This window comes from Pseudomonas sp. QE6 (assembly GCF_041379005.1).
Classification (GTDB): domain Bacteria; phylum Pseudomonadota; class Gammaproteobacteria; order Pseudomonadales; family Pseudomonadaceae; genus Pseudomonas.
On sequence record NZ_CP166873.1, the window covers coordinates 2,857,339 to 2,880,094 of the forward strand.

Genomic DNA, 22,756 nt, shown 5'->3' on the forward strand with positions numbered 1-22,756 from the left:
CAACAAAAACAACACTCTTCACCGAGGTAGAACGCCATGACTGCGGCATCCGTGTACCCCGTGCGTCCCGAAGTGGCCGCGACCACTCTGACCGACGAGGCCACCTACAAGAAGCTGTACCAGCAGTCGGTGGTCAACCCCGACGGCTTCTGGCGCGAACAGGCCCAGCGCATCGACTGGATCAAGCCGTTCACCAAGGTCAAGCAGACTTCCTTCGACGACCACCACGTGGACATCAAGTGGTTCGCCGACGGCACCCTGAACCTCTCCTACAACTGCCTCGACCGCCACCTCGCCGAACGCGGCGACCAGGTCGCCATCATCTGGGAAGGCGACGATCCGGCGGATCACAAGGAAATCACCTACCGCGAACTGCACGAGCAGGTCTGCAAGTTCGCCAACGCCCTGCGCGGACAGGACGTGCACCGCGGCGACGTGGTGACCATCTACATGCCGATGATCCCGGAAGCCGTGGTTGCCATGCTGGCCTGCGCCCGCATTGGCGCGATCCACTCCGTGGTGTTCGGCGGCTTCTCTCCTGAAGCCCTGGCCGGCCGCATCATCGACTGCCGCTCCAAGGTGGTGATCACCGCCGACGAAGGCGTGCGCGGCGGCAAGAAGACCCCGCTCAAGGCCAACGTCGATGACGCCCTGACCAACCCGGAAACCAGCAGCGTGCAGAAGATCATCGTCTGCAAGCGCACTGGCGCGAACATCAAGTGGAACCAGCACCGCGATGTGTGGTTCGAGGACCTGATGAAGGTTGCCGGCACCACCTGCGCGCCGAAGGAAATGGGCGCCGAGGACCCTCTGTTCATCCTCTACACCTCCGGCTCCACCGGCAAGCCCAAGGGCGTGCTGCACACCACCGGTGGCTACCTGGTCTACGCCTCGCTGACCCACGAGCGCGTGTTCGACTACCGCCCGGGCGAAGTCTTCTGGTGCACCGCCGACATCGGCTGGGTCACCGGTCACACCTACGTCGTCTACGGCCCGCTGGCCAACGGCGCGACCACCGTGCTGTTCGAAGGCGTGCCGAACTACCCGGACATCACCCGTGTCGCCAAGATCGTCGACAAGCACAAGGTCAACATCCTCTACACCGCGCCGACCGCCATCCGCGCCATGATGGCCGAAGGCAAGGCCGCGGTCGAAGGCGCCAACGGCTCCAGCCTGCGTCTGCTGGGTTCGGTGGGCGAGCCGATCAACCCGGAAGCCTGGCAGTGGTACTACGAGACCGTCGGCCAGTCGCGCTGCCCGATCGTCGACACCTGGTGGCAGACCGAAACCGGCGCCTGCCTGATGACCCCGCTGCCGGGCGCCCATGGCCTGAAGCCGGGCTCCGCCGCCAAGCCGTTCTTCGGCGTGGTGCCGGCGCTGGTGGACAACCTGGGCAACATCCTGGAAGGGGCCACCGAGGGCAACCTGGTGATCCTCGACTCCTGGCCGGGCCAGGCGCGCACCCTGTACGGCGACCACGACCGCTACGTGGACACCTATTTCAAGACCTTCAAGGGCATGTACTTCACTGGCGACGGAGCCCGTCGCGACGAGGACGGCTACTACTGGATCACCGGCCGCGTGGATGACGTGCTCAACGTCTCCGGCCACCGCATGGGCACCGCCGAGATCGAGAGCGCCCTGGTCGCCCATCCGAAAGTGGCCGAGGCCGCGGTGGTTGGCGTGCCGCACGACATCAAGGGGCAGGGTATCTATGTCTACGTCACCCTGAATGCCGGTGAGGAATCCAGCGAGCAGCTGCGCCAGGAACTGAAGGCCTGGGTCCGCAAGGAAATCGGCCCGATCGCCACTCCGGACGTGATCCAGTGGGCGCCCGGCCTGCCGAAGACCCGCTCGGGCAAGATCATGCGCCGCATCCTGCGCAAGATCGCCACAGCCGAGTACGATGCTCTGGGTGACATCTCCACCCTGGCCGATCCGGGGGTGGTGCAGCATCTGGTGGAGACGCACCAGTCCATGCGCGCGGCCTGATCCTTGGCCCATGAAAAACGCCCCGCTTGCCGGGGCGTTTTTCTTTTTGGGGCTTTGGCTTTTCGTAGGAGCTTGCTCGCGAACCGCTTAACGCCGACGTGCCGGGTAACTCTGTTCGCGAGCAAGCTCGCTGCTACAGTGTGCGTCGTGCTCCCCGGTAACATTTTCGCGCAGCAAATTGAGGCGTCAGGAAACAATTCGCACAGCCTTGGTGCGCATTTTTTGTCGACTTCGAGTGGGCTAATATTCCGGAGCCCGCATGAATAGTGAGTCGTTAAATTTTTGGCCTGATAACTGCAGGTAAAATTGGTTTTACTACTCGCTTCCGGATCACTTAATATCCGCGCCGTCAAGCCGCAGGGGCTCTGTCTCTAGCGCTTCTATAATTACTTGTCGCATTGAAGAAATAACCGCTCAGGGGCTGTCGCTAGAATGCCGATCACCCCGGTAGGCGTGCTTTTCCACGAGGAACACGCCGGCAATGCGCAGACGAACAATAACCTTCACTTCTGCCGGGCAGCCTGGGCCAACCCCTCTCTCCTGCCAATCGAAGTCTTACCCTCGAAGGAGTTACTGATGAAGAAGTTTGCACTTCTCGGTGCGCTGGCCCTGTCCGCGCTTTCCCTGGTTGCCCACGCTGACGACAAGCCTGTCCGCATCGGCATCGAAGCCGGTTACCCACCGTTCTCCTTCAAGACGCCCGATGGCAAGCTCGCCGGTTTCGACGTGGATATCGGCAACGCCCTGTGCGAAGAGATGAAGGTCAAGTGCACCTGGGTCGAGCAGGAGTTCGACGGCCTGATCCCGGCACTGAAGGTTCGCAAGATCGACGCCATCCTCTCGTCCATGACCATCACCGACGAGCGCAAGAAGTCCGTCGACTTCACCAACAAGTACTACCACACCCCCGCACGCTTCGTGATGAAGGAAGGCGCGACCCTGAACGATCCGCTGGTGGACCTGAAGGGCAAGAAGGTCGGCGTCCTGCGCGCCAGCGTGCATGACCGCTACGCCACCGATGTGCTGGCCCCGGCTGGTATCGAAGTGGTGCGCTACGGCTCGCAGCAAGAGGCCAACATGGACCTGGTTTCGGGCCGTATCGACGCGACCATGGCCGACTCCGTCAACCTCGACGACGGCTTCCTCAAGACCGACGCCGGCAAGGGCTACGCTTTCGTAGGCCCGGAATACAACGATCCGAAGTACTTCGGTGGTGGCGCCGGCATCGCTGTGCGCAAGGGTGATACCGCCCTGGTCGAGAAATTCAATGCGGCTATCGCCGGCATCCGTGCCAACGGCAAGTACAAGCAGGTACAGGACAAGTACTTCAAGTTCGACGTCTACGGCGGGAACTGATCAACGTCCACGAAAGTGGCGCAAACCCGGGTCCTTTCCTGAAGTTTGTGCCACTTTTTTATTGGGTGCGATCCCGCGTCGGGTGATCGCCCTGCAGCGTCCGTGCGGTTGCGGACGGCGTCCGGTCTAGAGGTAGAAACTATGTTCAATGGCTACGGAGCTACCATCGTCGATGGTGCCTGGCTGACGCTTCAGCTGTCGTTGCTGTCGATGGCCCTGGCGATCGCGCTGGGGCTGCTCGGTGCCGCCATCCGCCTGTCGCCGGTCAAGTGGCTGGCCTGGTGTGGCGACCTCTATGCCACCGTGATCCGCGGCGTGCCGGACCTGGTGCTGATCCTGCTGATCTTCTACGGCGGCCAGGCAGCGGTGAACTGGGTCGCGCCCATGGTCGGCTATGAGGACTACATCGACCTCAATCCCTTCGCCTCCGGCGTCGGCACCCTGGGCTTCATCTTCGGCGCCTACCTGTCCGAGACCTTCCGTGGCGCCTTCATGGCCATCCCGAAAGGGCAGGGCGAGGCTGGCTTCGCCTACGGCATGAGCCCGCTGCAGGTGTTCTTCCGCATCCAGGTGCCGCAGATGATCCGCCTGGCCATCCCCGGCTTCACCAACAACTGGCTGGTGCTGGTCAAGGCCACCGCGCTGATCTCGGTGGTCGGCCTGCAGGACATGATGTTCAAGGCCAAGCAGGCCTCGGATGCCACCCGCGAACCCTTCACCTATTTCCTCGCCGTGGCGGCGCTGTACCTGGTGGTCACCACCGTCTCCCTGGTACTGCTGCGCATGCTCGAACGTCGCTATTCGGTCGGCGTGAAAGTCGCCGAGCTTTGAGTCAGAGGACGCTATCGTGATATTCGACTTCTCCGTCATCTGGGACAGCCTGCCGCTCTACTTCAGCGGCCTGCTGGTAACCCTCAAGCTGCTGGCGATCTCCCTGTTCTTCGGCCTCGTGGCGGCGGTGCCGCTGGCGCTGATGCGCTGTTCGAAGAACCCGGCGGTGAACCTGCCGGCCTGGCTCTACACCTACGTGATCCGCGGCACCCCGATGCTGGTGCAGCTGTTCCTCATCTACTACGGCCTGGCGCAGTTCGAGTTCGTGCGTGAAAGCGCGATGTGGCCGCTGCTGTCCAACGCGACCTTCTGCGCCTGCGCGGCCTTCGCCATCAACACCAGCGCCTACACTGCCGAGATCCTCGCCGGCAGCATCCGCGCCACCCCGCATGGCGAGATCGAAGCGGCCAAGGCCATGGGCATGTCGCGGATCAAGATGTACCGCCGCATCCTGCTGCCCTCGGCCCTGCGCCGCGCGCTGCCGCAGTACAGCAACGAAGTGATCATGATGCTGCAGACCACCAGCCTGGCGTCCATCGTCACCCTGGTGGACATCACCGGCGCCGCGCGCACCGTGTACTCGCAGTACTACCTGCCGTTCGAGGCGTTCATCACCGCCGGCATCTTCTACCTGATCATGACCTTCACCCTGGTGCGCCTGTTCAAGGCCGCCGAGCGCCGCTGGCTGGCCTATCTCGCGCCGCGCAAGCACTGAGGAGTCGACTGTGGAACGTATCGATCATCTGTTGCCGTGGAGCAGCCTGGGTAGCGAGCGCCGCCTGAGCGTGTTCCGCTACGGCAAGGGGCCGCGCAAGGTCTACATCCAGTCCAGCCTGCACGCCGACGAATTGCCGGGCATGCGTACCGCCTGGGAGCTCAAGCAGCGCCTGGCCGACCTCGAGTCGCGCGGGCAGCTCAAGTGCCTCGTCGAACTGGTGCCGGTAGCCAACCCCATCGGTCTCGGGCAGACCCTGCAGGCCAGCCATCTGGGCCGTTTCGAGTTCGGCAGCGGGAAGAACTTCAACCGTGATTTCGTCGAGCTGTCGGCGCTGGTCGCCGAGCGCGTCGGCAGCCAACTGGGTGCCGATGAGGCCGCGAATGTCGAGCTGATCCGCCAGGCCATGCGTGACGGTCTCGACGCACTGCCGCCGGCCTCGTCCGAGCTGCAGGGCATGCAGCGCATCCTGCTGCGTCACGCCTGCGACGCCGAAGTGGTGCTCGACCTGCATTGCGACTTCGACGCCGCCATCCATGTCTATGCGATCCCGCAGCACTGGCCGCGCTGGAAGTCCCTTGCCGCACGCCTGAAGGCCGGCGTCGCGCTGCTGGCCGAAGATTCCGGCGGCAGCTCCTTCGACGAGTCCTGCTCGCTGCCGTGGCTGCGCCTGTCGCAAACCTTCCCGAAGGCAGCGATTCCGCTGGCCTGCCTGGCGACCACCGTCGAACTGGGCGGCGTGGGCGATACCCGCGTCGACCAGGCCCAGGCCAACGCCGAAGCCATCCTCGGCTTCCTCGCCGAGCAAGGTCTGATCGATGGCGACTGGCCGGCGGCTCCGGCCGAGTGCTGCGAAGGCATGCCTTTCGAAGGCACCGAATACCTCCACGCGCCCCATGCCGGTGTCGTGAGCTTCCTGCGCAAGGCGGGGGAGTGGGTGGAGAAGGGCGACGCGCTGTTCGAGGTGGTCGACCCGCTGAACGACAAGGTCAGCACCGTTTGCGCCGGGACTTCCGGCGTGCTGTTCGCCATCGAGCGTGGGCGCTATGCCCAGCCAGGGCTTTGGCTGGCCAAGGTGGCCGGGCGTGAGCCGTTCCGCAAGGGCCGGCTGATCAACGACTGAATTCGAGAACCGACACCATGTACAAACTGGAAATCCAGGACCTGCACAAGCGCTACGGCAATCATGAGGTGCTCAAGGGCGTCTCCCTGGCGGCGAAGGCGGGCGACGTGATCAGCATCATCGGCTCCTCCGGCTCGGGCAAGAGTACTTTCCTGCGCTGCATCAACCTGCTGGAGCAGCCCCACGCCGGCAAGATCCTGCTCAACGGTGAAGAGCTCAAGCTCACCCCGAACAAGGACGGCGCGCTCAAGGCCGCCGACGCCAGGCAGCTGCAGCGCATGCGCTCGCGCCTGTCGATGGTGTTCCAGCACTTCAACCTGTGGTCGCACATGAGCGCCCTGGAGAACGTCATCGAAGCGCCTGTCCATGTGCTGGGCGTGTCGAAGAAAGAGGCGCTGGAAAAGGCCGAGCACTACCTGGCGAAAGTCGGCGTGGCGCACCGCAAGGATGCCTACCCTGCGCACATGTCCGGTGGCGAACAGCAGCGCGTGGCCATCGCGCGCGCCCTGGCGGTCGAGCCGGAAGTCATGCTGTTCGACGAGCCGACCTCGGCGCTCGACCCCGAGCTGGTCGGCGAAGTGCTGCGCGTGATGCAGGATCTGGCCCAGGAAGGCCGCACCATGGTGGTGGTGACCCACGAGATGGGCTTCGCCCGCGAGGTCTCCAACCAGCTGGTGTTCCTGCACAAGGGCCTGGTGGAAGAGGCGGGCTGTCCGAAGGAAGTTCTGGCCAATCCGCAATCGGATCGCCTGAAGCAGTTCCTTTCCGGCAGCTTGAAGTAAGCTGTCTGTCATCCCGTGTCGCCTGGTGACCTAGTCGCATGACCGCACAACGCATCGGATTCCTCCTCTGGCCGCACACCCGTGCGCTGACCCTGGCACTGGCCGAGGAGGCGCTGCGGGTCGCCCGCCGGCTGCATCCGGAGGCGCTCTACGATCCGGTGTTCATGAGTGCGGAAACGGTCGCCGAGGCCGATGGCTGGCGCCTGCCGGGGCAGCCCTGGAATGGCGCGCTGGAGCAGTGCCAGCGCATCTTCCTGGTCGCCGACGAGGTTCCCCAGCCGGTCTCGGCGCCGCTGGCCGCCGCGCTCAAGCAGCTGTCGCGCAGCGGCGTGAGCATCGGCGCGCTGTCCGCCGGCATCTACCCGCTGGCACAGCTCGGCCTGCTCGATGGTTACCGCGCCGCGGTGCACTGGCGCTGGCATGACGACTTCACCGAGCGCTACCCCAAGGTCATAGCCACCAACCACCTGTTCGAATGGGACCGCGACCGTCTCAGCGCCTGCGGCGGCATGGCCGTGCTCGACCTGCTGCTGGCCGTGCTCTCCCGCGATCACGGTGCGGAGCTGGCGGGTGCGGTGTCCGAGGAGCTGGTGGTGGAGCGCATTCGCGAAGGTTCCGAACGCCAGCGCATCCCGCTGAAGAACCGCCTCGGCTCCAGCCACCCGAAACTCACCCAGGCGGTGCTGCTGATGGAGGCGAACATCGAGGAGCCGCTGACCACCGACGAAATCGCCCAGCACGTGTGCGTCTCGCGCCGTCAGCTGGAGCGCATCTTCAAGCAGTACCTGACCCGCGTGCCCAGCCAGTACTACCTGGAACTGCGCCTGAACCGCGCGCGGCAGATGCTGATGCAGACCAGCAAGTCGATCATCCAGATCGGCCTGTCCTGCGGCTTCTCCAGCGGCCCGCACTTCTCCAGCGCCTACCGCAACTTCTTCGGCGTGACCCCGCGCGAAGACCGTAACCAGCGCCGCGGCCAGGGTGCTGCGGAGGCTGCTCCGGTGATCGCGGAGCGCGGTTGACTGCTCTTATGTAGGAGCGAGCTTGCTCGCGAACGATCTTGCCGGATGCGCCGGTTTAAAGCGGTTCGCGAGCAAGCTCGCTCCTACAGTGGAAGCTCCTCCCGCCTTATTCCTTTTCCCCTCGTTCGCCACGCGAACAAATTCCACGCCCACTTGTACCCGCAGCAGTCCGCAGGCCTTACACTGCGCCTTCCCGACGCTTTCTGTCGCATTTCCGTAAAGCTCGGCAATCCGTGGGTTGGCGCTATAACAAGTTGTCGCATGGCGACAATGCCGGCCTGACAATCGTCCCTACAATCCTTCCATCGATAGCCGCCTCAACCAGGCAGGAGAACACCGATGTCCGCTCCGCAAGCTCAGGTCCAACGTTCCGATTTCGACCAGGTCATGGTTCCCAACTATTCGCCGGCTGCCTTCATTCCGGTGCGTGGCGAGGGTTCCCGAGTCTGGGATCAGAGCGGCCGAGAGCTGATCGACTTCGCCGGCGGCATCGCAGTGAATTCCCTGGGCCACGCCCACCCGGCGCTGATGAAGGCGCTGACCGAGCAGGCCGGGAAGATCTGGCACGTCTCCAACGTGTTCACCAACGAGCCGGCCCTGCGCCTGGCCAAGAAACTGATCGACTCGACCTTCGCCGAGCGCGTGTTCTTCGCCAACTCCGGCGCCGAGGCCAACGAGGCCGCACTGAAGCTGGCCCGCCGTTATGCCCACGACGTCTATGGCCCCGAGAAGTACGAGATCATCTCGATGGTCAACAGCTTCCACGGCCGTACCCTGTTCACCGTCAACGTCGGTGGCCAGGCCAAGTACTCCGATGGCTTCGGCCCGAAAGTGCAGGGCATCACCCACATTCCGTTCAATGACCTGGACGCGCTGAAAGCCGCCATCTCCGACAAGACCTGCGCCGTGATCATCGAGCCGGTACAGGGCGAGAGCGGTGTGCTGCCGGCCGACAAGGCCTACCTGGAAGGCGTGCGCAAGCTGTGCGACGAGAACAACGCACTGCTGATCTTCGACGAAGTGCAGAGCGGTTTCGGCCGTATCGGCTACCTCTACGCCCACCAGTACTACGGCGTGAACCCGGACATCCTGTCCAGCGCCAAGGGCCTGGGCGGCGGCTTCCCGATCGGCGCCATGCTCACCACCGCGAAGATCGCCGAACACCTGGTGGTCGGCACCCACGGCACCACCTACGGCGGCAACCCGCTGGCCTGTGCCGTGGCCGGTGCGGCCTTCGACGTGATCAACACCCCGGAAGTGCTCGAAGGCGTAAAAGCCAAGCATGAGCGCTTCAAGGTCCGCCTGGAGAAGATCGCCGCCGAGTACGGCATCTTCACCCAGGTTCGCGGCATGGGCATGCTGATCGGCGCCGTGCTGGCCGACGCCTGGAAGGGCAAGGCCAAGGACGTGCTGAACGCGGCCGAGAAAGAGGCCGTGATGGTCCTGCAGGCCGGCCCGGACGTGGTGCGCTTCGCGCCCAGCCTGGTGATCCCGGATGCGGACATCGACGAAGGCCTGGATCGCCTGGAGCGCGCCATCGCCAAGCTGACCCGCGGCTAACAGCTGCGACTAAGCTGAATCAGCGGCGAAGCGATTTCGCCGCTTCGCCGGCCGGGCTACTCCGGCCGGCCTTCCGAATGCCCTGGTGAGTGCGGCACAGGCCGTGTCGCGCCCACGAATCATGAACTTTGTCTGGTTAGAGGAGTGACGCCATGCTGGTGATGCGCCCCGCCCAAGTGGCCGACCTGCAGCAAGTGCAGCGTCTCGCCGCGGACAGCCCGGTCGGCGTCACGTCGCTGCCGGACGACGCGGAACGTCTGCGGGAAAAGATTCTCGCCTCGGAGGCCTCGTTCGCCGCCGAAGTGAGCTTCAACGGTGAGGAAAGCTATTTCTTCGTGCTGGAAGACAGCCTGAGCGGCCGCCTGGTCGGCTGCTCGGCGATCGTCGCTTCGGCTGGTTTCTCCGAGCCCTTCTACAGCTTCCGTAACGAGACCTTCGTGCACGCCTCCCGCGAGCTGAAGATCCACAACAAGATTCACGTCCTCTCGCTGTGCCATGACCTCACCGGCAACAGCCTGCTGACCAGCTTCTACGTCGAGCGCGACCTGGTGAACACGCCGATCGCCGAGCTCAACTCCCGTGGCCGCCTGCTGTTCATGGCCAGCCACCCGGAGCGCTTCGCCGACGCGGTGGTGGTGGAGATCGTCGGTTACAGCGACGACCAGGGCCAATCGCCGTTCTGGAACGCCATCGGGCGCAACTTCTTCGACCTCGACTACTCCGAGGCCGAGAGGCTTTCGGGCCTGAAGAGCCGCACCTTCCTCGCCGAGCTGATGCCGCACTACCCGATCTATGTACCGCTGCTGCCGGACGAGGCGCAGGAGTCCATGGGCCAGGTGCACCCGCGTGCGCAGATCACCTTCGACATCCTGATGCGCGACGGTTTCGAATCCGACAACTACATCGACATCTTCGACGGCGGCCCGACCCTGCATGCGCCGATCTCCAGCATCCGCTCGATCGCCCAGAGCCGGCAGGTGCCGGTACGCATCGGCGAGGGGGGCAGGGGCAACCGTGGCTACCTGGTCACCAATGGCCAGCTGCAGGACTTCCGCGCCATTGTCGCGGAACTCGACTGGGCACCCGGCAAGCCGGTGACCCTGAACCAGGAAGCCGCCGACGCCCTGGGCGTCGGCGACGGCGCCAGCGTGCGCCTGGTCGCGATCTGAGGGGAGAGAGCATGATCGTCCGTCCCGTAACCAGCGCCGACCTTCCGGCCCTGTTCGACCTGGCCCGTAGCACCGGCACCGGCCTGACCACGCTGCCGGCCAACGAGCAGCGCCTGCAGCACCGCGTCAGCTGGGCCGAGAAGGCCTTCCGAGGCGAGGCCGAACGCGCCGACGCCGACTACCTGTTCGTCCTCGAAGATGATGACGGCAAGGTGGTGGGGATTTCCGCTGTGGCCGGCGCCGTCGGCCTGCGCGAGCCCTGGTACAACTACCGCGTCGGCCTGACCGTCAGCGCCTCCCAGGAACTGGGTATCCACCGCGAGATTCCCACGCTGTTCCTGGCCAACGACCTCACCGGCCAGTCCGAACTGTGCTCGCTGTTCCTGCATGCCGACCATCGCACCGGCCTCAACGGCCGCCTGCTGTCCAAGGCGCGCTTCCTGTTCATCGCCGAGTTCCGCGAACTGTTCGGTGACAAGGTGATCGCCGAGATGCGCGGCATGTCCGATGGCGACGGCCGTTCGCCGTTCTGGGAAAGCCTGGGCCGGCACTTCTTCAAGATGGAGTTCAGCCAGGCCGACTACCTGACCGGCGTGGGCAACAAGTCCTTCATCGCCGAGCTGATGCCCAAGTTCCCGCTCTACACCTGCTTCCTCTCGGAAGAGGCGCGGGCGGTAATCGGCCGTGTGCATCCGGACACCGAGCCCGCGCTGGCCATGCTCAAGGCCGAAGGCTTCAGCTACCAGGGCTACGTCGACATCTTCGACGCCGGCCCCGCCATCGAGGCGCCGACCGACAAGATCCGCCCGATCGCCGACAGTCAGACCCTGGTGCTGGCCATTGGCACGCCGGGCGACGACGCCGAACCCTTCCTGATCCACAACCGCAAGCGCGAGGAATGCCGCATCACCGCGGCGCCGGCGCGGGTGGCCGCCGGCTCGCTGGTGGTCGACGCGCTGACCGCCAAGCGCCTGCGCCTGTCCGCCGGCGCTTCGGTCCGCGCGGTACCTCTCTCCGGAAAACGCAACTGACGCCGCGAGGCGTCAGGGGAGCCTGATGATGAATACCCACTACATTGCCGGCCAGTGGCTGGCGGGCGAAGGCGAGCCGCTGGAGTCCCTCTGCCCGGTCAGCCAGGCCGTGGTCTGGAGCGGTCGCGCCGCCTCGGCCGCGCAGGTCGCCGCCGCCGTTGCCGCCGCACGTGCCGCCCTCCCGGCCTGGGCCCGTCGCCCGGTGGAAGAGCGTATCGCCGTGCTGGAACGCTTCGCCGCCACCCTCAAGGGCCGTTCCGAGGAACTGGCCCGTGCTATCGGCGAGGAAACCGGCAAGCCGCTGTGGGAAGCCGCCACCGAAGTGACCAGCATGGTCAACAAGGTCGCCATCTCGGTCCAGGCCTTCCGTGAGCGTACCGGCGAGAAGAGCGGCCCGCTGGCCGACGCCACGGCCGTGCTGCGTCACAAGCCCCACGGCGTGGTCGCCGTGTTCGGCCCCTACAACTTCCCCGGCCACCTGCCCAACGGCCACATAGTGCCGGCCCTGCTGGCGGGCAACGCCGTGGTGTTCAAGCCCAGCGAGCTGACCCCGAAGGTCGCCGAGCTGACCCTGCAGGCCTGGATCGACGCCGGCATTCCCGCCGGCGTGATCAACCTGGTGCAGGGCGCCCGCGACACCGGCGTGGCGCTGGCTGGCAACGACGACATCGACGGCCTGTTCTTCACCGGCTCCAGCCGCACCGGCAACCTGCTGCACAGCCAGTTCGGCGGTCGCCCGCAGAAGATCCTGGCGCTGGAAATGGGCGGCAACAACCCGCTCATCGTCGATGAGGTGAAAGACGTCGACGCCGCCGTTTACACCATCATCCAGTCCGCCTTCATTTCCGCCGGCCAGCGCTGCACCTGCGCCCGCCGCCTGCTGGTGCCGCAGGGCGCCTGGGGCGATGCGCTGATCGAGCGCCTGGTGGCCGTGGCCTCGACCATCAAGGTCGGCCGCTTCGACGAACAGCCGGCGCCCTTCATGGGCTCGGTGGTCTCGCTGGCCGCCGCCGAACACCTGATCAAGGCACAGGAACAGCTGCTGGCCAAGGGCGCCAAGCCGCTGTTGGCGATGACCCAGCCGCTGGCCAGCGCCGCGCTGCTGACCCCGGGTATCCTCGACGTGACCGCCGTGGCCGAGCGCCCGGACGAAGAATTCTTCGGCCCGCTGCTGCAGGTGATCCGCTACGCCGACTTCGACGCCGCCGTGCGCGAAGCCAACGCCACCCAATACGGCCTGGCCGCCGGCCTGCTGTCGGATTCCCGCGAGCGCTATGAGGACTTCCTCATCGAAAGCCGCGCCGGCATCGTCAACTGGAACAAACAACTGACCGGCGCTGCCAGCAGCGCACCCTTCGGTGGCATCGGCGCCTCGGGCAACCATCGCCCGAGTGCCTACTACGCCGCCGACTACTGCGCCTATCCGGTCGCCTCGCTGGAAAGCGAGAGCCTGAGCCTGCCTGCAACCCTGACCCCGGGAGTGAGCCTGTGATGACCGCCTATGAAATGAACTTCGACGGTCTGGTCGGACCGACGCACAACTACGGCGGCCTGTCCTACGGCAACGTCGCCTCGCAGAGCAACAGCCAGGCTGCGTCCAACCCGCGCGAAGCTGCCAAGCAGGGCCTGGCGAAGATGAAGGCGCTGATGGAGATGGGCTTCAAGCAGGGCGTGCTGGCCCCGCAGGAGCGCCCGGCCGTCGCCTCGCTGCGCGCCCTGGGCTTCTCCGGCACCGATGCCGAGGTGATCGCCAAGGCCGCCAAGGAGGCCATGCCGTTGCTGGCCGCGGTCAGCTCGGCGTCCTGCATGTGGACCGCCAACGCGGCCACCGTCAGCCCCAGCGCCGACACCGCCGATGGCCGCGTGCACTTCACCGCCGCCAACCTGAACTGCAAGTTCCACCGCTCCATCGAGCACCCGGTCACCAGCCGCATCCTCGGCGCGATGTTCCGCGACGAGCAGCACTTCGCCCACCACGCCGCGCTGCCGGCAGTGGCGCAGTTCGGTGACGAAGGCGCGGCCAACCACACGCGCTTCTGCAAGTCCTACGGCGAAGCCGGCGTCGAGTTCTTCGTGTTCGGCCGCAGCGCCTTCGACAGCCGCTTCCCGGCGCCGCAGCGCTACCCGGCCCGGCAGACCCTGGAAGCCTGCCAGGCGGTCGCCCGCCTGCACGGCCTGACGGACGACGGCGTGGTCTACGCCCAGCAGAATCCGGCGGTGATCGACCAGGGCGTGTTCCACAACGACGTGATCTCCGTGGGCAACGGCGAAGTGCTGTTCCACCATGAAGACGCCTTCCTCGACACCGAGCGCGTGCTGGCCGAGCTGCACGACAAGCTGGGCCGCCGTGGCGGTCGCTTCCAGGCCGTGTGCGTGCCGCGCGACCAGGTCACGGTCGAGGACGCGGTGAAGTCCTACCTGTTCAACAGCCAGCTGCTCACCCGCGCCGACGGCAGCATGCTGCTGATCGTCCCGGAGGAGTGCCGCAAGAACGAGCGCGTGTGGAACTACCTGTCGCGCCTGACCGCCGAGGACGGCCCGATCCGCGAGGTGAAGGTGTTCGACCTCAAGCAGAGCATGCAGAACGGCGGTGGCCCCGCTTGCCTGCGCCTGCGCGTGGCGCTGACCGACAGCGAGCTGGCGGCGGTCAACCCGGGCGTGATCATGACCCCGACCCTGCACGACACCCTGGTCACCTGGGTCGACAAGCACTACCGCGATCGCCTGTCCGAATCCGACCTCGCCGATCCGCAACTGCTGGTGGAATGCCGTACGGCGTTGGATGAATTGAGCCAGATCCTTAAACTGGGCTCGGTTTATCCCTTCCAGCAAAACTGAGTGACCGACATGACCGAAAGCCTCCCGCTGATTCTCGAAGACAACAAGGGCGAGCGCCGCGAGACCCACACCGCGCGCCTGGCCATCCGCCTGGAAGGGCGCGAGCTGTGGCTGGAGGCCGACGGCAAGGGCGGCCTTACGATCTACGCCGACTCCCATGAGGACGACGCCGAGATCCCGCTGCTGGTGGTGCGCCCCCAGGCGGTGAACCAGTTGGGCCTGACTTTGGAGCTGGAAGCCGCCGAAGTCCACGAACATGGTCCAGACTGTGGATGTGACCATCACCACTGATCGCGGAGTCCACGGCCCATCCGGCCGCTGGGAATGATGGAGGCGTCCGCATGCTAGCCCTGGGCAAACTGCTCGAACTGACCCTCGCCGGCCGTGAGCCGACGGAAAAGATCCAGCTCACCGCGGACGGTACCCGTCTGCACTGGCTGGCGGAAGGCGCACTGGAAATCACCCCGTCCACCCTCCGTGACCAGGGCCGTGACCTGCTGCTTTCGGCTGGTATCCACGGCAACGAGACCGCCCCCATCGAGCTGCTCGACCGCCTGGTGCAGCGCATCGCTCGTGGCGAGCTGAAGCCGGCGGCGCGCATCCTGATCCTGCTGGGCAACCCCGAAGCCATGCGCCGCGGCGAGCGTTACCTGGAACAGGACATCAACCGCCTGTTCTGCGGTCGCCACGAGGAGGGCAGTGGCAACGAAGCCCTGCGCGCCTCCGAGCTGGAGCGCCTGGCCGCAGCGTTCTTCGCTCGCGACGGGCGAACCCGTCTGCACTACGACCTTCACACCGCCATTCGCGGTTCGAAGATCGAGCAGTTCGCGCTCTACCCCTGGAGCGAGGGTCGCCAGCACTCCCGCGACGAACTGGCGCGCCTGCGCAGCGCCGGCATCGACGCCGTGCTGCTGCAGAGCAAGCCGGGCATCACCTTCAGTGCCTACACCTACAGCCACCTGGGCGCCGAAGCTTTCACTCTGGAGCTGGGCAAGGCACGGCCGTTCGGGCAGAACCAGGCGGTCAACCTCGATCGCCTGGAAGGCATGCTGCAGGGACTGATCCGTGGCGATGCGCCGGAGGCCGATGCCGCGCAGCTCGATGGTCTCAAGCTGTTCGCCGTGTCCCGCGAAGTGATCAAGCACAGCGACCATTTCCGCCTGCACCTGGACGATGCGGTGGATAACTTCACCGAGCTGGACCAGGGCTACCTGCTCGCCGAGGACATCGGTGGCACTCGCTGGATCGTGGAAGAGCAGGGTGCGCGGATCATCTTCCCCAACCCCCGGGTGAAGAACGGACTGCGCGCCGGCATCCTGGTCATCCCCACCGAGCTCTGACCGGATTTTCGTAGGAGCGAGCTTGCTCGCGAACCGCCCGACGCCGAAGCCGCCGGAAAAGCGTTCGCGAGCAAGCTCGCTCCTACAGTTATTCCAACCCTTGTTCCGCCACTGGCGAGCGCTTAGCATCGGTCCTTTCCGCCTGATGCCCGAGGAGCTCCGCCATGTCTGCCATCGACCTTCGCAGCGATACCGTCACCCTGCCCACCGCCGGGATGCGCGAGGCCATGGCGCGTGCCGAACTGGGCGACGACGTCTATGGCGAAGACCCCACCGTCAACCGCCTGGAAGCGACCCTGACAGAGCGTCTGGGCTTTGCCGCCGCGCTCTTCGTGCCCACCGGCACCATGAGCAACCTGCTGGGGCTGATGGCCCACTGCGGCCGCGGCGATGAATACATCGTCGGCCAGCAGGCGCACACCTATAAATATGAAGGCGGTGGCGCCGCCGTCCTCGGCTCCATCCAGCCACAGCCGATCGACGGCGAAGCCGACGGTTCGCTGGACCTGGCCAAGGTCGAGGCGGCGATCAAGCAGGACGACTTCCACTTCGCCCGCACCCGTCTGCTGGCGCTGGAAAACACCATGCAGGGCAAGGTCCTGCCGCAGGCCTATCTCGCCGCCGCACGGGAGATGACCCGCCGCCGTGGCTTGGCCCTGCACCTGGACGGCGCGCGCTTGTACAACGCGGCGGTCAAGCTGGGCGTGGACGCCTGCGAGATCACCCGCCACTTCGATTCCGTCTCGGTATGCCTGTCCAAGGGGCTTGGCGCGCCGGTGGGCTCGGTACTCTGCGGCGACGCCGAGCTGATCGGCCGCGCGCGCCGTCTGCGCAAGATGGTCGGCGGGGGCATGCGCCAGGCCGGCGGCCTGGCAGCGGCGGCGCTGTATGCGCTGGACCATCAGGTCGAGCGTCTGGCTGAGGACCATGCCAACGCCGAAACGCTGGGCCGTGGCCTCGCCGAACTGGGCTATGCCATCGAGCCGGTACAGACCAACATGGTCTACGTCGGCATCGGTGAGCAGGCCGGTGCGCTGGCTGCCCATCTCGCCGAGCGCGGCATTCGCGTCAGCCCGGCGGCGCGCCTTCGACTGGTCACGCACCTCGACGTGAAATCGGCGGATATTCCGCGTATCGTGGAAGCTTTCGCTGCCTTTCGTCGCGACTGAGCATGCGTGAGGCGCAATAGGCGCCGTCTATCGCACAAACACTCTGTACCCAGTACGCAGGGCCGATCATAATGCGGCCCTTTGCCGGCGATTTGTGGCCGTATTTTTCCGTGGAAGAATCTATGAAAAGCGCTGAAATCCGTGAAGCCTTCCTCCGCTTCTTCGAAGAGAAGGGGCACACCCGCGTTGCGTCCAGTTCGCTGATCCCCGCGAACGATCCGACCCTGCTGTTCACCAACGCAGGCATGAACCAGTTCAAGGATTGCTTTCTGGGCCTGGAAAAGCGCGCCTACACCCGCGCGACCACCAGCCAGAAGTGCGTGCGTGCCGGCGGCAAGCACAACGACCTGGAAAACGTCGGCTACACCGCGCGCCACCACACCTTCTTCGAAATGCTGGGCAACTTCAGCTTCGGCGACTACTTCAAGCGCGACGCCATCACCTACGCCTGGGAATTCCTGACCTCCGACAAGTGGCTGAACCTGCCCAAGGAGAAGCTCTGGGTCACCGTCTACGCCACCGATGACGAGGCCTACGACATCTGGACCAAGGAAGTCGGCATTCCCGCCGAGCGCATGGTCCGCATCGGCGATAACAAGGGCGCTCCCTACGCGTCGGACAACTTCTGGGCGATGGGCGACACCGGTCCGTGCGGTCCGTGCACCGAGATCTTCTTCGACCACGGCGCGGACATCTGGGGCGGCCCGCCCGGCTCGCCGGAAGAAGACGGCGACCGCTACATCGAGATCTGGAACAACGTATTCATGCAGTTCAACCGCACCGCGGACGGCGTCATGCACCCGCTGCCGGCGCCGAGCGTGGATACCGGCATGGGCCTCGAGCGCATCAGTGCCGTGCTGCAGCACGTCCACTCGAACTACGAGATCGACCTGTTCCAGAGCCTGCTGAAGGCTTCCGCCGACGCCATCGGCTGCGCCAACGACGGCGCTCCGTCGCTGAAAGTCGTGGCCGACCACATCCGTTCCTGCGGCTTCCTGATCGCCGACGGCGTGCTGCCGTCCAACGAAGGCCGCGGCTACGTGCTGCGCCGCATCATCCGTCGCGCCTGCCGCCACGGTAACAAGCTGGGCGCCAAGGGCACCTTCTTCCACAAGATCGTCGCCGCGCTGGTTGGCGAGATGGGCGAAGCCTTCCCCGAGCTCAAGCAGCAGCAGGCGCACATCGAGCGCGTGCTCAAGACCGAGGAAGAGCAGTTCGCCAAGACCCTGGAGCAGGGCCTGAAGATCCTCGAGCAGGACCTGTCCGAGCTCAAGGGCAGCGTCATCCCCGGCAACGTGGTGTTCAAGCTGTACGACACCTACGGCTTCCCGGTCGACCTGACCAACGACATCGCCCGCGAGCGCAGCCTGACCCTCGACGAGGAAGGCTTCGAGCGCGAGATGGAGGCCCAGCGCGAGCGCGCCCGCTCCGCCAGCGCCTTCGGCATGGACTACAACAGCCTGGTGAAAGTCGACGGCGATACCCGCTTCCTCGGCTACCAGGGCGTTTCCGGCGCCGGCCAGATCATTGCGCTGTTCAAGGACGGCAAGGCCGTCGAGCTGCTGGGCGAAGGCGAGGAGGGCGTGGTCGTCCTCGACCAGACCCCGTTCTACGCCGAATCCGGCGGCCAGGTCGGCGACTGCGGCTACCTCGCCGGTGCCGGCGTGCGCTTCGACGTGCGCGACACCACCAAGGCCGGCGGTGCGCACCTGCACCATGGCGTGGTTGCCCAGGGCAGCCTGAGCGTCGGTTCCGCGGTGAAGGCCGAGGTCGATGCTTCCGTGCGCCAGGCCACTGCGCTGAACCACTCCGCGACCCACCTGCTGCACTCCGCGCTGCGCCAGGTGCTGGGCGATCACGTCCAGCAGAAGGGCTCTCTGGTGAACAGCCAGCGCCTGCGCTTCGACTTCAGCCACTTCGAGGCGATCAAGCCCGAGCAACTGAAGCAACTGGAAGACATCGTCAACGCCGAGATCCGCAAGAACACCGAAGTCGAGACCGAAGAGACCGACATCGACACCGCCAAGGCCAAGGGCGCCACGGCGCTGTTCGGCGAAAAGTACGGCGACCTGGTGCGCGTGCTGAGCATGGGCGGCGACTTCTCCGTCGAGCTGTGCGGCGGCACCCACGTGTCCCGTACCGGCGACATCGGCCTGTTCAAGATCACCAGCGAAGGCGGCGTGGCCTCCGGCGTACGCCGTATCGAGGCGGTTACCGGCGCTGCAGCGCTGGCCTACCTGAACGGTGCCGAAGAGCAGCTCAAGGAAGCGGCCGGCCTGGTCAAGGGCAGTCGTGACAACCTGCTGGACAAGCTGTCCGGCCTGATCGAGCGCAACCGTCAGCTGGAAAAGGAGCTGGAGCAGCTCAAGGCCAAGGCCGCCAGCGCCGCCGGTGACGACCTGGCTTCCTCGGCCATCGAGGTCAGCGGCGCCAAGGTACTTGCCGCGCGTCTCGACGGTGTGGACGGCAAGGCGCTGCTGGCGCTGGTCGACCAGCTCAAGAACAAGCTCGGCAGCGGCGTGATCCTGCTCGGCGGCGTGTTCGAGGAGAAGGTCGTGCTGGTTGCCGGCGTGACCCAGGACCTGACCGCCAAGCTCAAGGCTGGCGATCTGATGAAGCAGGCCGCTGCGGCTGTGGGCGGGAAGGGCGGTGGTCGCCCGGACATGGCCCAGGGCGGTGGCGTCGATGCCGGCAAGCTGGACGAGGCTCTGGCGCTGGCGCGTACATTTGTCGAACAGGGCCTCTAAGAACCTGCTTACGATCTGCTGCGCGTCGGCATAACGGCGTTGAAATCGGTTTCGGGATGCTCATTTACTGTGTGTAAACTCCGCTCCCTCAACCGATTTCGCCTTGTTCTGCTCTAGCTCGCGATATCGTAAACAGGCTCTAAAGGCCCTGAAATACCGGGGTCCGCAGCGCGTCCGGCGGGCCTTGGCAGCATGCGGTGATGCATGTTAAATGGGCGCCCTTCAGGAATCAGGCGGCTTTTGAAATGGCTTTGATCGTACAGAAGTTTGGAGGGACCTCCGTCGGCACCGTCGAGCGAATCGAGCAGGTGGCCGAGAAGGTGAAGAAATTCCGTGAGGCGGGCGACGACATCGTCGTGGTGGTGTCCGCCATGAGCGGCGAGACCAATCGCCTGATTGGCCTGGCGAAACAGATCATGGACCAGCCGATTCCGCGCGAGCTGGACGTCATGGTTTCCACTGGCGAGCAGGTGACCATCGCGCTGCTGAGCATGGCGCTGATCAAGCGTGGCGTGCCGGCGGTGTCCTACACCGGCAACCAGGTGCGCATCCTGACCGACAGCTCGCACACCAAGGCGCGTATCCTGAGCATCGACGATGCCAACATTCGCGCAGACCTGAAGGCCGGCCGCGTCGTCGTGGTCGCAGGCTTCCAGGGTGTGGACGAGCACGGCAACATCACCACCCTCGGCCGTGGCGGTTCCGACACCACCGGCGTGGCCCTGGCCGCGGCGCTGAAGGCCGACGAGTGCCAGATCTACACTGATGTGGATGGCGTCTACACCACCGACCCGCGCGTAGTGCCGCAAGCGCAGCGCCTGGACAAGATCACCTTCGAGGAGATGCTGGAAATGGCCAGCCTCGGCTCCAAGGTCCTGCAGATCCGTTCGGTCGAGTTCGCCGGCAAGTACAACGTCCCGCTGCGCGTGCTGCACAGCTTCCAGGAGGGTCCGGGCACCCTCATTACCCTTGATGAAGAGGAATCCATGGAACAGCCGATCATCTCCGGCATCGCCTTCAACCGCGACGAAGCCAAGCTGACCATCCGTGGCGTACCGGATACCCCCGGCGTTGCTTTCAAGATCCTTGGTCCGATCAGCGCTGCGAACATCGAAGTCGACATGATCGTGCAGAACGTTTCGCACGATAACACCACCGACTTCACCTTCACCGTGCACCGCAATGACTACCAGGCCGCCCTGGAAATCCTCAAGCAGACCGCCGCCAGCATCGGTGCGCGCGAAGCCACCGGCGACACCAACATCGCCAAGGTTTCCATCGTCGGTGTCGGCATGCGCTCCCACGCCGGTGTCGCCAGCCGCATGTTCGAGGCGCTGGCCAAGGAATCCATCAACATCCAGATGATCTCCACCTCGGAAATCAAGGTTTCCGTGGTCATCGAAGAGAAGTACCTGGAGCTGGCGGTGCGTGCCCTGCACACCGCGTTTGAGCTCGACGCCCCGGCCCGACAGGGCGAGTAAGGCGGTATATACCGAAAGGCGCGGCTACCCCGCGCCTTTTGTCGTTTTTGACTGGGCGGGTAGGAACTTTCATTCCGACAGGACTGGTCAATACTTGGGTGAAGGATTCGCGCACTTGATCTACACGAATCTGCCACCATTTCTTTTTTGCAGACTGTTTATCCGTAATTCGTAAGGAGAAAGGAATGCTGATTCTGACTCGCCGGGTCGGAGAGACCCTGATGGTCGGTGATGACGTCACCGTGACTGTGTTGGGCGTCAAGGGAAATCAGGTGCGAATCGGTGTGAATGCGCCGAAGGAAGTCGCTGTGCACCGTGAGGAAATCTACCAGCGCATCCAGAAAGAGAAAGACCAAGAACCAAACCATTAATTTTCTTAAAAATTTTCTTTGCAAACGGGGAAAACATGGTTATCATGCGCCCCGTGTTGCGGAGAGGTGGCCGAGTGGCCGAAGGCGCTCCCCTGCTAAGGGAGTACACCTCAAAAGGGTGTCGGGGGTTCGAATCCCCCCCTCTCCGCCATTGCATCCTCTGGTGCGATGAGTTGTCAGGTTGCGTAAGTAACTGAAATGATTGAAAAATCTTGTTGACAGCTCAAAAAGATCGCTCTAGAATTTGCGCCCTCATCAGCGCACTCATAGCTCAGCTGGATAGAGTACTCGGCTACGAACCGAGCGGTCGGAGGTTCGAATCCTCCTGAGTGCGCCATATACGAGGCAACGCGAAAGCGGGGCTTCAGTGGCGAAAAGGCTGAAAAGCCAATAGCTGCAACCAGTTGGTGAATCTGGTTAAACTTTACCGACGACGCACTCATAGCTCAGCTGGATAGAGTACTCGGCTACGAACCGAGCGGTCGGAGGTTCGAATCCTCCTGAGTGCGCCATATACGAAAGGGCCTGCAGAAATGCAGGCCCTTTTTCTTTGTGCGGCGAAAATTTCCCGCCAGGGTTCTCAGCGTTTCGCCTTGCCCACCACGCAGCCATCCTCGTCGAAGGTCACGCTGCGCGCGCCATGTTTCTTGTGCGCTTCATAGTGGTAGCGCAGCGTCCCGTTGTGCTGGCTGATCTTGTCCGGCCTGCCGAGAGCGCTTTCCACGTCGCTGCGAGTCATCCCGGTCCTGATCCTGCCCTCGATAATTGCCTTGCGCCGGGCTGCGCCGGTAACGCGATTGCCACAGCCGTTCTGCTGCTCTCCCACTACCACCACGCCGTCGTCGCTTTCCCGGCCTTTTCCGCGCGCTGCACGGGGTTGCGCGGCGGGCCTGGGGTTCGCCAGCGGCACCGGTTTGCTGCTGCCTGGCGTGGGGTTGGAGGCTTCCTGTCTGTCCTGCTGCTGATCGCTGGAGCAGCCATACTGGCTGAAGAGGACTTTCCCCGTGGCGGATGTGCAGCGGAACACCGTTGCCGCTTCGCCGGTCGGTAGTAGAAGCAGGGTCGAAAGCAGCAGGGCGGGCAGACGCATGATGTCCTCCATGACGGCGGGCCTGCCCAGCAGCCTAAGACGTGGACTTGTAGTCCGGTGCTGGGTGTCTTGTCGGGGATTTCGCGCGTCGAACCCTGCGATGAACCGGCGCTGAGATTTCGGGCGCAAGCGATTGTTC

19 protein-coding genes and 3 tRNA genes are annotated in these 22,756 nt (G+C 64.7%); 21 read left to right on the forward strand and 1 reads right to left on the reverse strand.

Annotated elements, in window-relative coordinates; translation table 11 throughout:
- Positions 1-36 precede the first annotated feature (36 nt).
- From acs to ACAW63_RS13385, 21 genes are all read left to right on the forward strand, one after another.
- Positions 37-1,992 (forward strand): acetate--CoA ligase, encoded by a 1,956-nt coding sequence (gene acs / locus ACAW63_RS13285; RefSeq protein ID WP_371234237.1) that lies wholly within the window; start codon positions 37-39, stop codon positions 1,990-1,992.
- 576 nt (positions 1,993-2,568) lie between these two features.
- Positions 2,569-3,348, forward strand: a complete 780-nt coding sequence (locus tag ACAW63_RS13290) for an ABC transporter substrate-binding protein (protein WP_371234239.1) — start codon at positions 2,569-2,571, stop codon at positions 3,346-3,348.
- 141 nt (positions 3,349-3,489) lie between these two features.
- Positions 3,490-4,179, forward strand: coding sequence for an ABC transporter permease (locus tag ACAW63_RS13295; RefSeq protein ID WP_152221871.1), 690 nt, complete (start codon positions 3,490-3,492; stop codon positions 4,177-4,179).
- Between the two features lie 16 nt (positions 4,180-4,195).
- Positions 4,196-4,894: an ABC transporter permease gene (locus ACAW63_RS13300; protein WP_275608002.1), complete on the forward strand. Its 699-nt coding sequence runs from the start codon at positions 4,196-4,198 to the stop codon at positions 4,892-4,894.
- Between the two features lie 10 nt (positions 4,895-4,904).
- Positions 4,905-6,017, forward strand: a complete 1,113-nt coding sequence (locus tag ACAW63_RS13305) for a succinylglutamate desuccinylase/aspartoacylase family protein (protein WP_371234243.1) — start codon at positions 4,905-4,907, stop codon at positions 6,015-6,017.
- A gap of 17 nt (positions 6,018-6,034) precedes the next feature.
- Entirely contained in the window at positions 6,035-6,799 is a 765-nt protein-coding gene (gene aotP, locus ACAW63_RS13310; RefSeq protein ID WP_371234245.1) for an arginine/ornithine transport ATP-binding protein AotP, read from the forward strand.
- 38 nt (positions 6,800-6,837) lie between these two features.
- Positions 6,838-7,821, forward strand: a complete 984-nt coding sequence (gene argR / locus ACAW63_RS13315) for a transcriptional regulator ArgR (protein ID WP_371234247.1) — start codon at positions 6,838-6,840, stop codon at positions 7,819-7,821.
- 339 nt (positions 7,822-8,160) lie between these two features.
- Positions 8,161-9,381: an aspartate aminotransferase family protein gene (locus tag ACAW63_RS13320; RefSeq protein ID WP_275607998.1), complete on the forward strand. Its 1,221-nt coding sequence runs from the start codon at positions 8,161-8,163 to the stop codon at positions 9,379-9,381.
- 152 nt (positions 9,382-9,533) lie between these two features.
- Positions 9,534-10,550 (forward strand): arginine/ornithine succinyltransferase subunit alpha, encoded by a 1,017-nt coding sequence (gene aruF, locus ACAW63_RS13325; protein ID WP_371234249.1) that lies wholly within the window; start codon positions 9,534-9,536, stop codon positions 10,548-10,550.
- An 11-nt stretch (positions 10,551-10,561) separates the two neighbouring features.
- Positions 10,562-11,581, forward strand: coding sequence for an arginine N-succinyltransferase (gene astA, locus ACAW63_RS13330; RefSeq protein WP_371234251.1), 1,020 nt, complete (start codon positions 10,562-10,564; stop codon positions 11,579-11,581).
- A 25-nt stretch (positions 11,582-11,606) separates the two neighbouring features.
- A complete protein-coding gene (gene astD / locus ACAW63_RS13335; protein WP_371234253.1) occupies positions 11,607-13,073 on the forward strand; it encodes a succinylglutamate-semialdehyde dehydrogenase in 1,467 nt (488 codons plus the stop codon).
- Entirely contained in the window at positions 13,073-14,419 is a 1,347-nt protein-coding gene (gene astB / locus ACAW63_RS13340; protein WP_371234255.1) for an N-succinylarginine dihydrolase, read from the forward strand. Before astD ends, astB begins: the two co-directional genes overlap by 1 nt.
- A gap of 9 nt (positions 14,420-14,428) precedes the next feature.
- A complete protein-coding gene (locus ACAW63_RS13345; protein ID WP_275607993.1) occupies positions 14,429-14,710 on the forward strand; it encodes a GTPase in 282 nt (93 codons plus the stop codon).
- Between the two features lie 50 nt (positions 14,711-14,760).
- Positions 14,761-15,759: a succinylglutamate desuccinylase gene (astE, locus tag ACAW63_RS13350; RefSeq protein WP_371234257.1), complete on the forward strand. Its 999-nt coding sequence runs from the start codon at positions 14,761-14,763 to the stop codon at positions 15,757-15,759.
- Positions 15,760-15,923: 164 nt separating this feature from the next.
- Positions 15,924-16,928, forward strand: a complete 1,005-nt coding sequence (gene ltaE, locus ACAW63_RS13355) for a low-specificity L-threonine aldolase (RefSeq protein ID WP_371234259.1) — start codon at positions 15,924-15,926, stop codon at positions 16,926-16,928.
- A gap of 122 nt (positions 16,929-17,050) precedes the next feature.
- Positions 17,051-19,675, forward strand: coding sequence for an alanine--tRNA ligase (alaS, locus tag ACAW63_RS13360; RefSeq protein WP_371234261.1), 2,625 nt, complete (start codon positions 17,051-17,053; stop codon positions 19,673-19,675).
- A gap of 245 nt (positions 19,676-19,920) precedes the next feature.
- Positions 19,921-21,156, forward strand: a complete 1,236-nt coding sequence (locus tag ACAW63_RS13365) for an aspartate kinase (RefSeq protein ID WP_371234262.1) — start codon at positions 19,921-19,923, stop codon at positions 21,154-21,156.
- 185 nt (positions 21,157-21,341) lie between these two features.
- Positions 21,342-21,527 (forward strand): carbon storage regulator CsrA, encoded by a 186-nt coding sequence (csrA, locus tag ACAW63_RS13370; RefSeq protein ID WP_003085981.1) that lies wholly within the window; start codon positions 21,342-21,344, stop codon positions 21,525-21,527.
- A 60-nt stretch (positions 21,528-21,587) separates the two neighbouring features.
- Positions 21,588-21,678: transfer RNA gene (locus tag ACAW63_RS13375), tRNA-Ser, on the forward strand.
- 109 nt (positions 21,679-21,787) lie between these two features.
- Positions 21,788-21,864 (forward strand) — tRNA-Arg (locus ACAW63_RS13380).
- A gap of 98 nt (positions 21,865-21,962) precedes the next feature.
- Positions 21,963-22,039: transfer RNA gene (locus ACAW63_RS13385), tRNA-Arg, on the forward strand.
- Between the two features lie 68 nt (positions 22,040-22,107).
- Here ACAW63_RS13385 and bamE read toward each other — a convergent pair.
- A complete protein-coding gene (gene bamE / locus ACAW63_RS13390) occupies positions 22,108-22,617 on the reverse strand; it encodes an outer membrane protein assembly factor BamE (RefSeq protein ID WP_371234264.1) in 510 nt (169 codons plus the stop codon).
- Between the last annotated feature and the right edge of the window lie 139 nt (positions 22,618-22,756).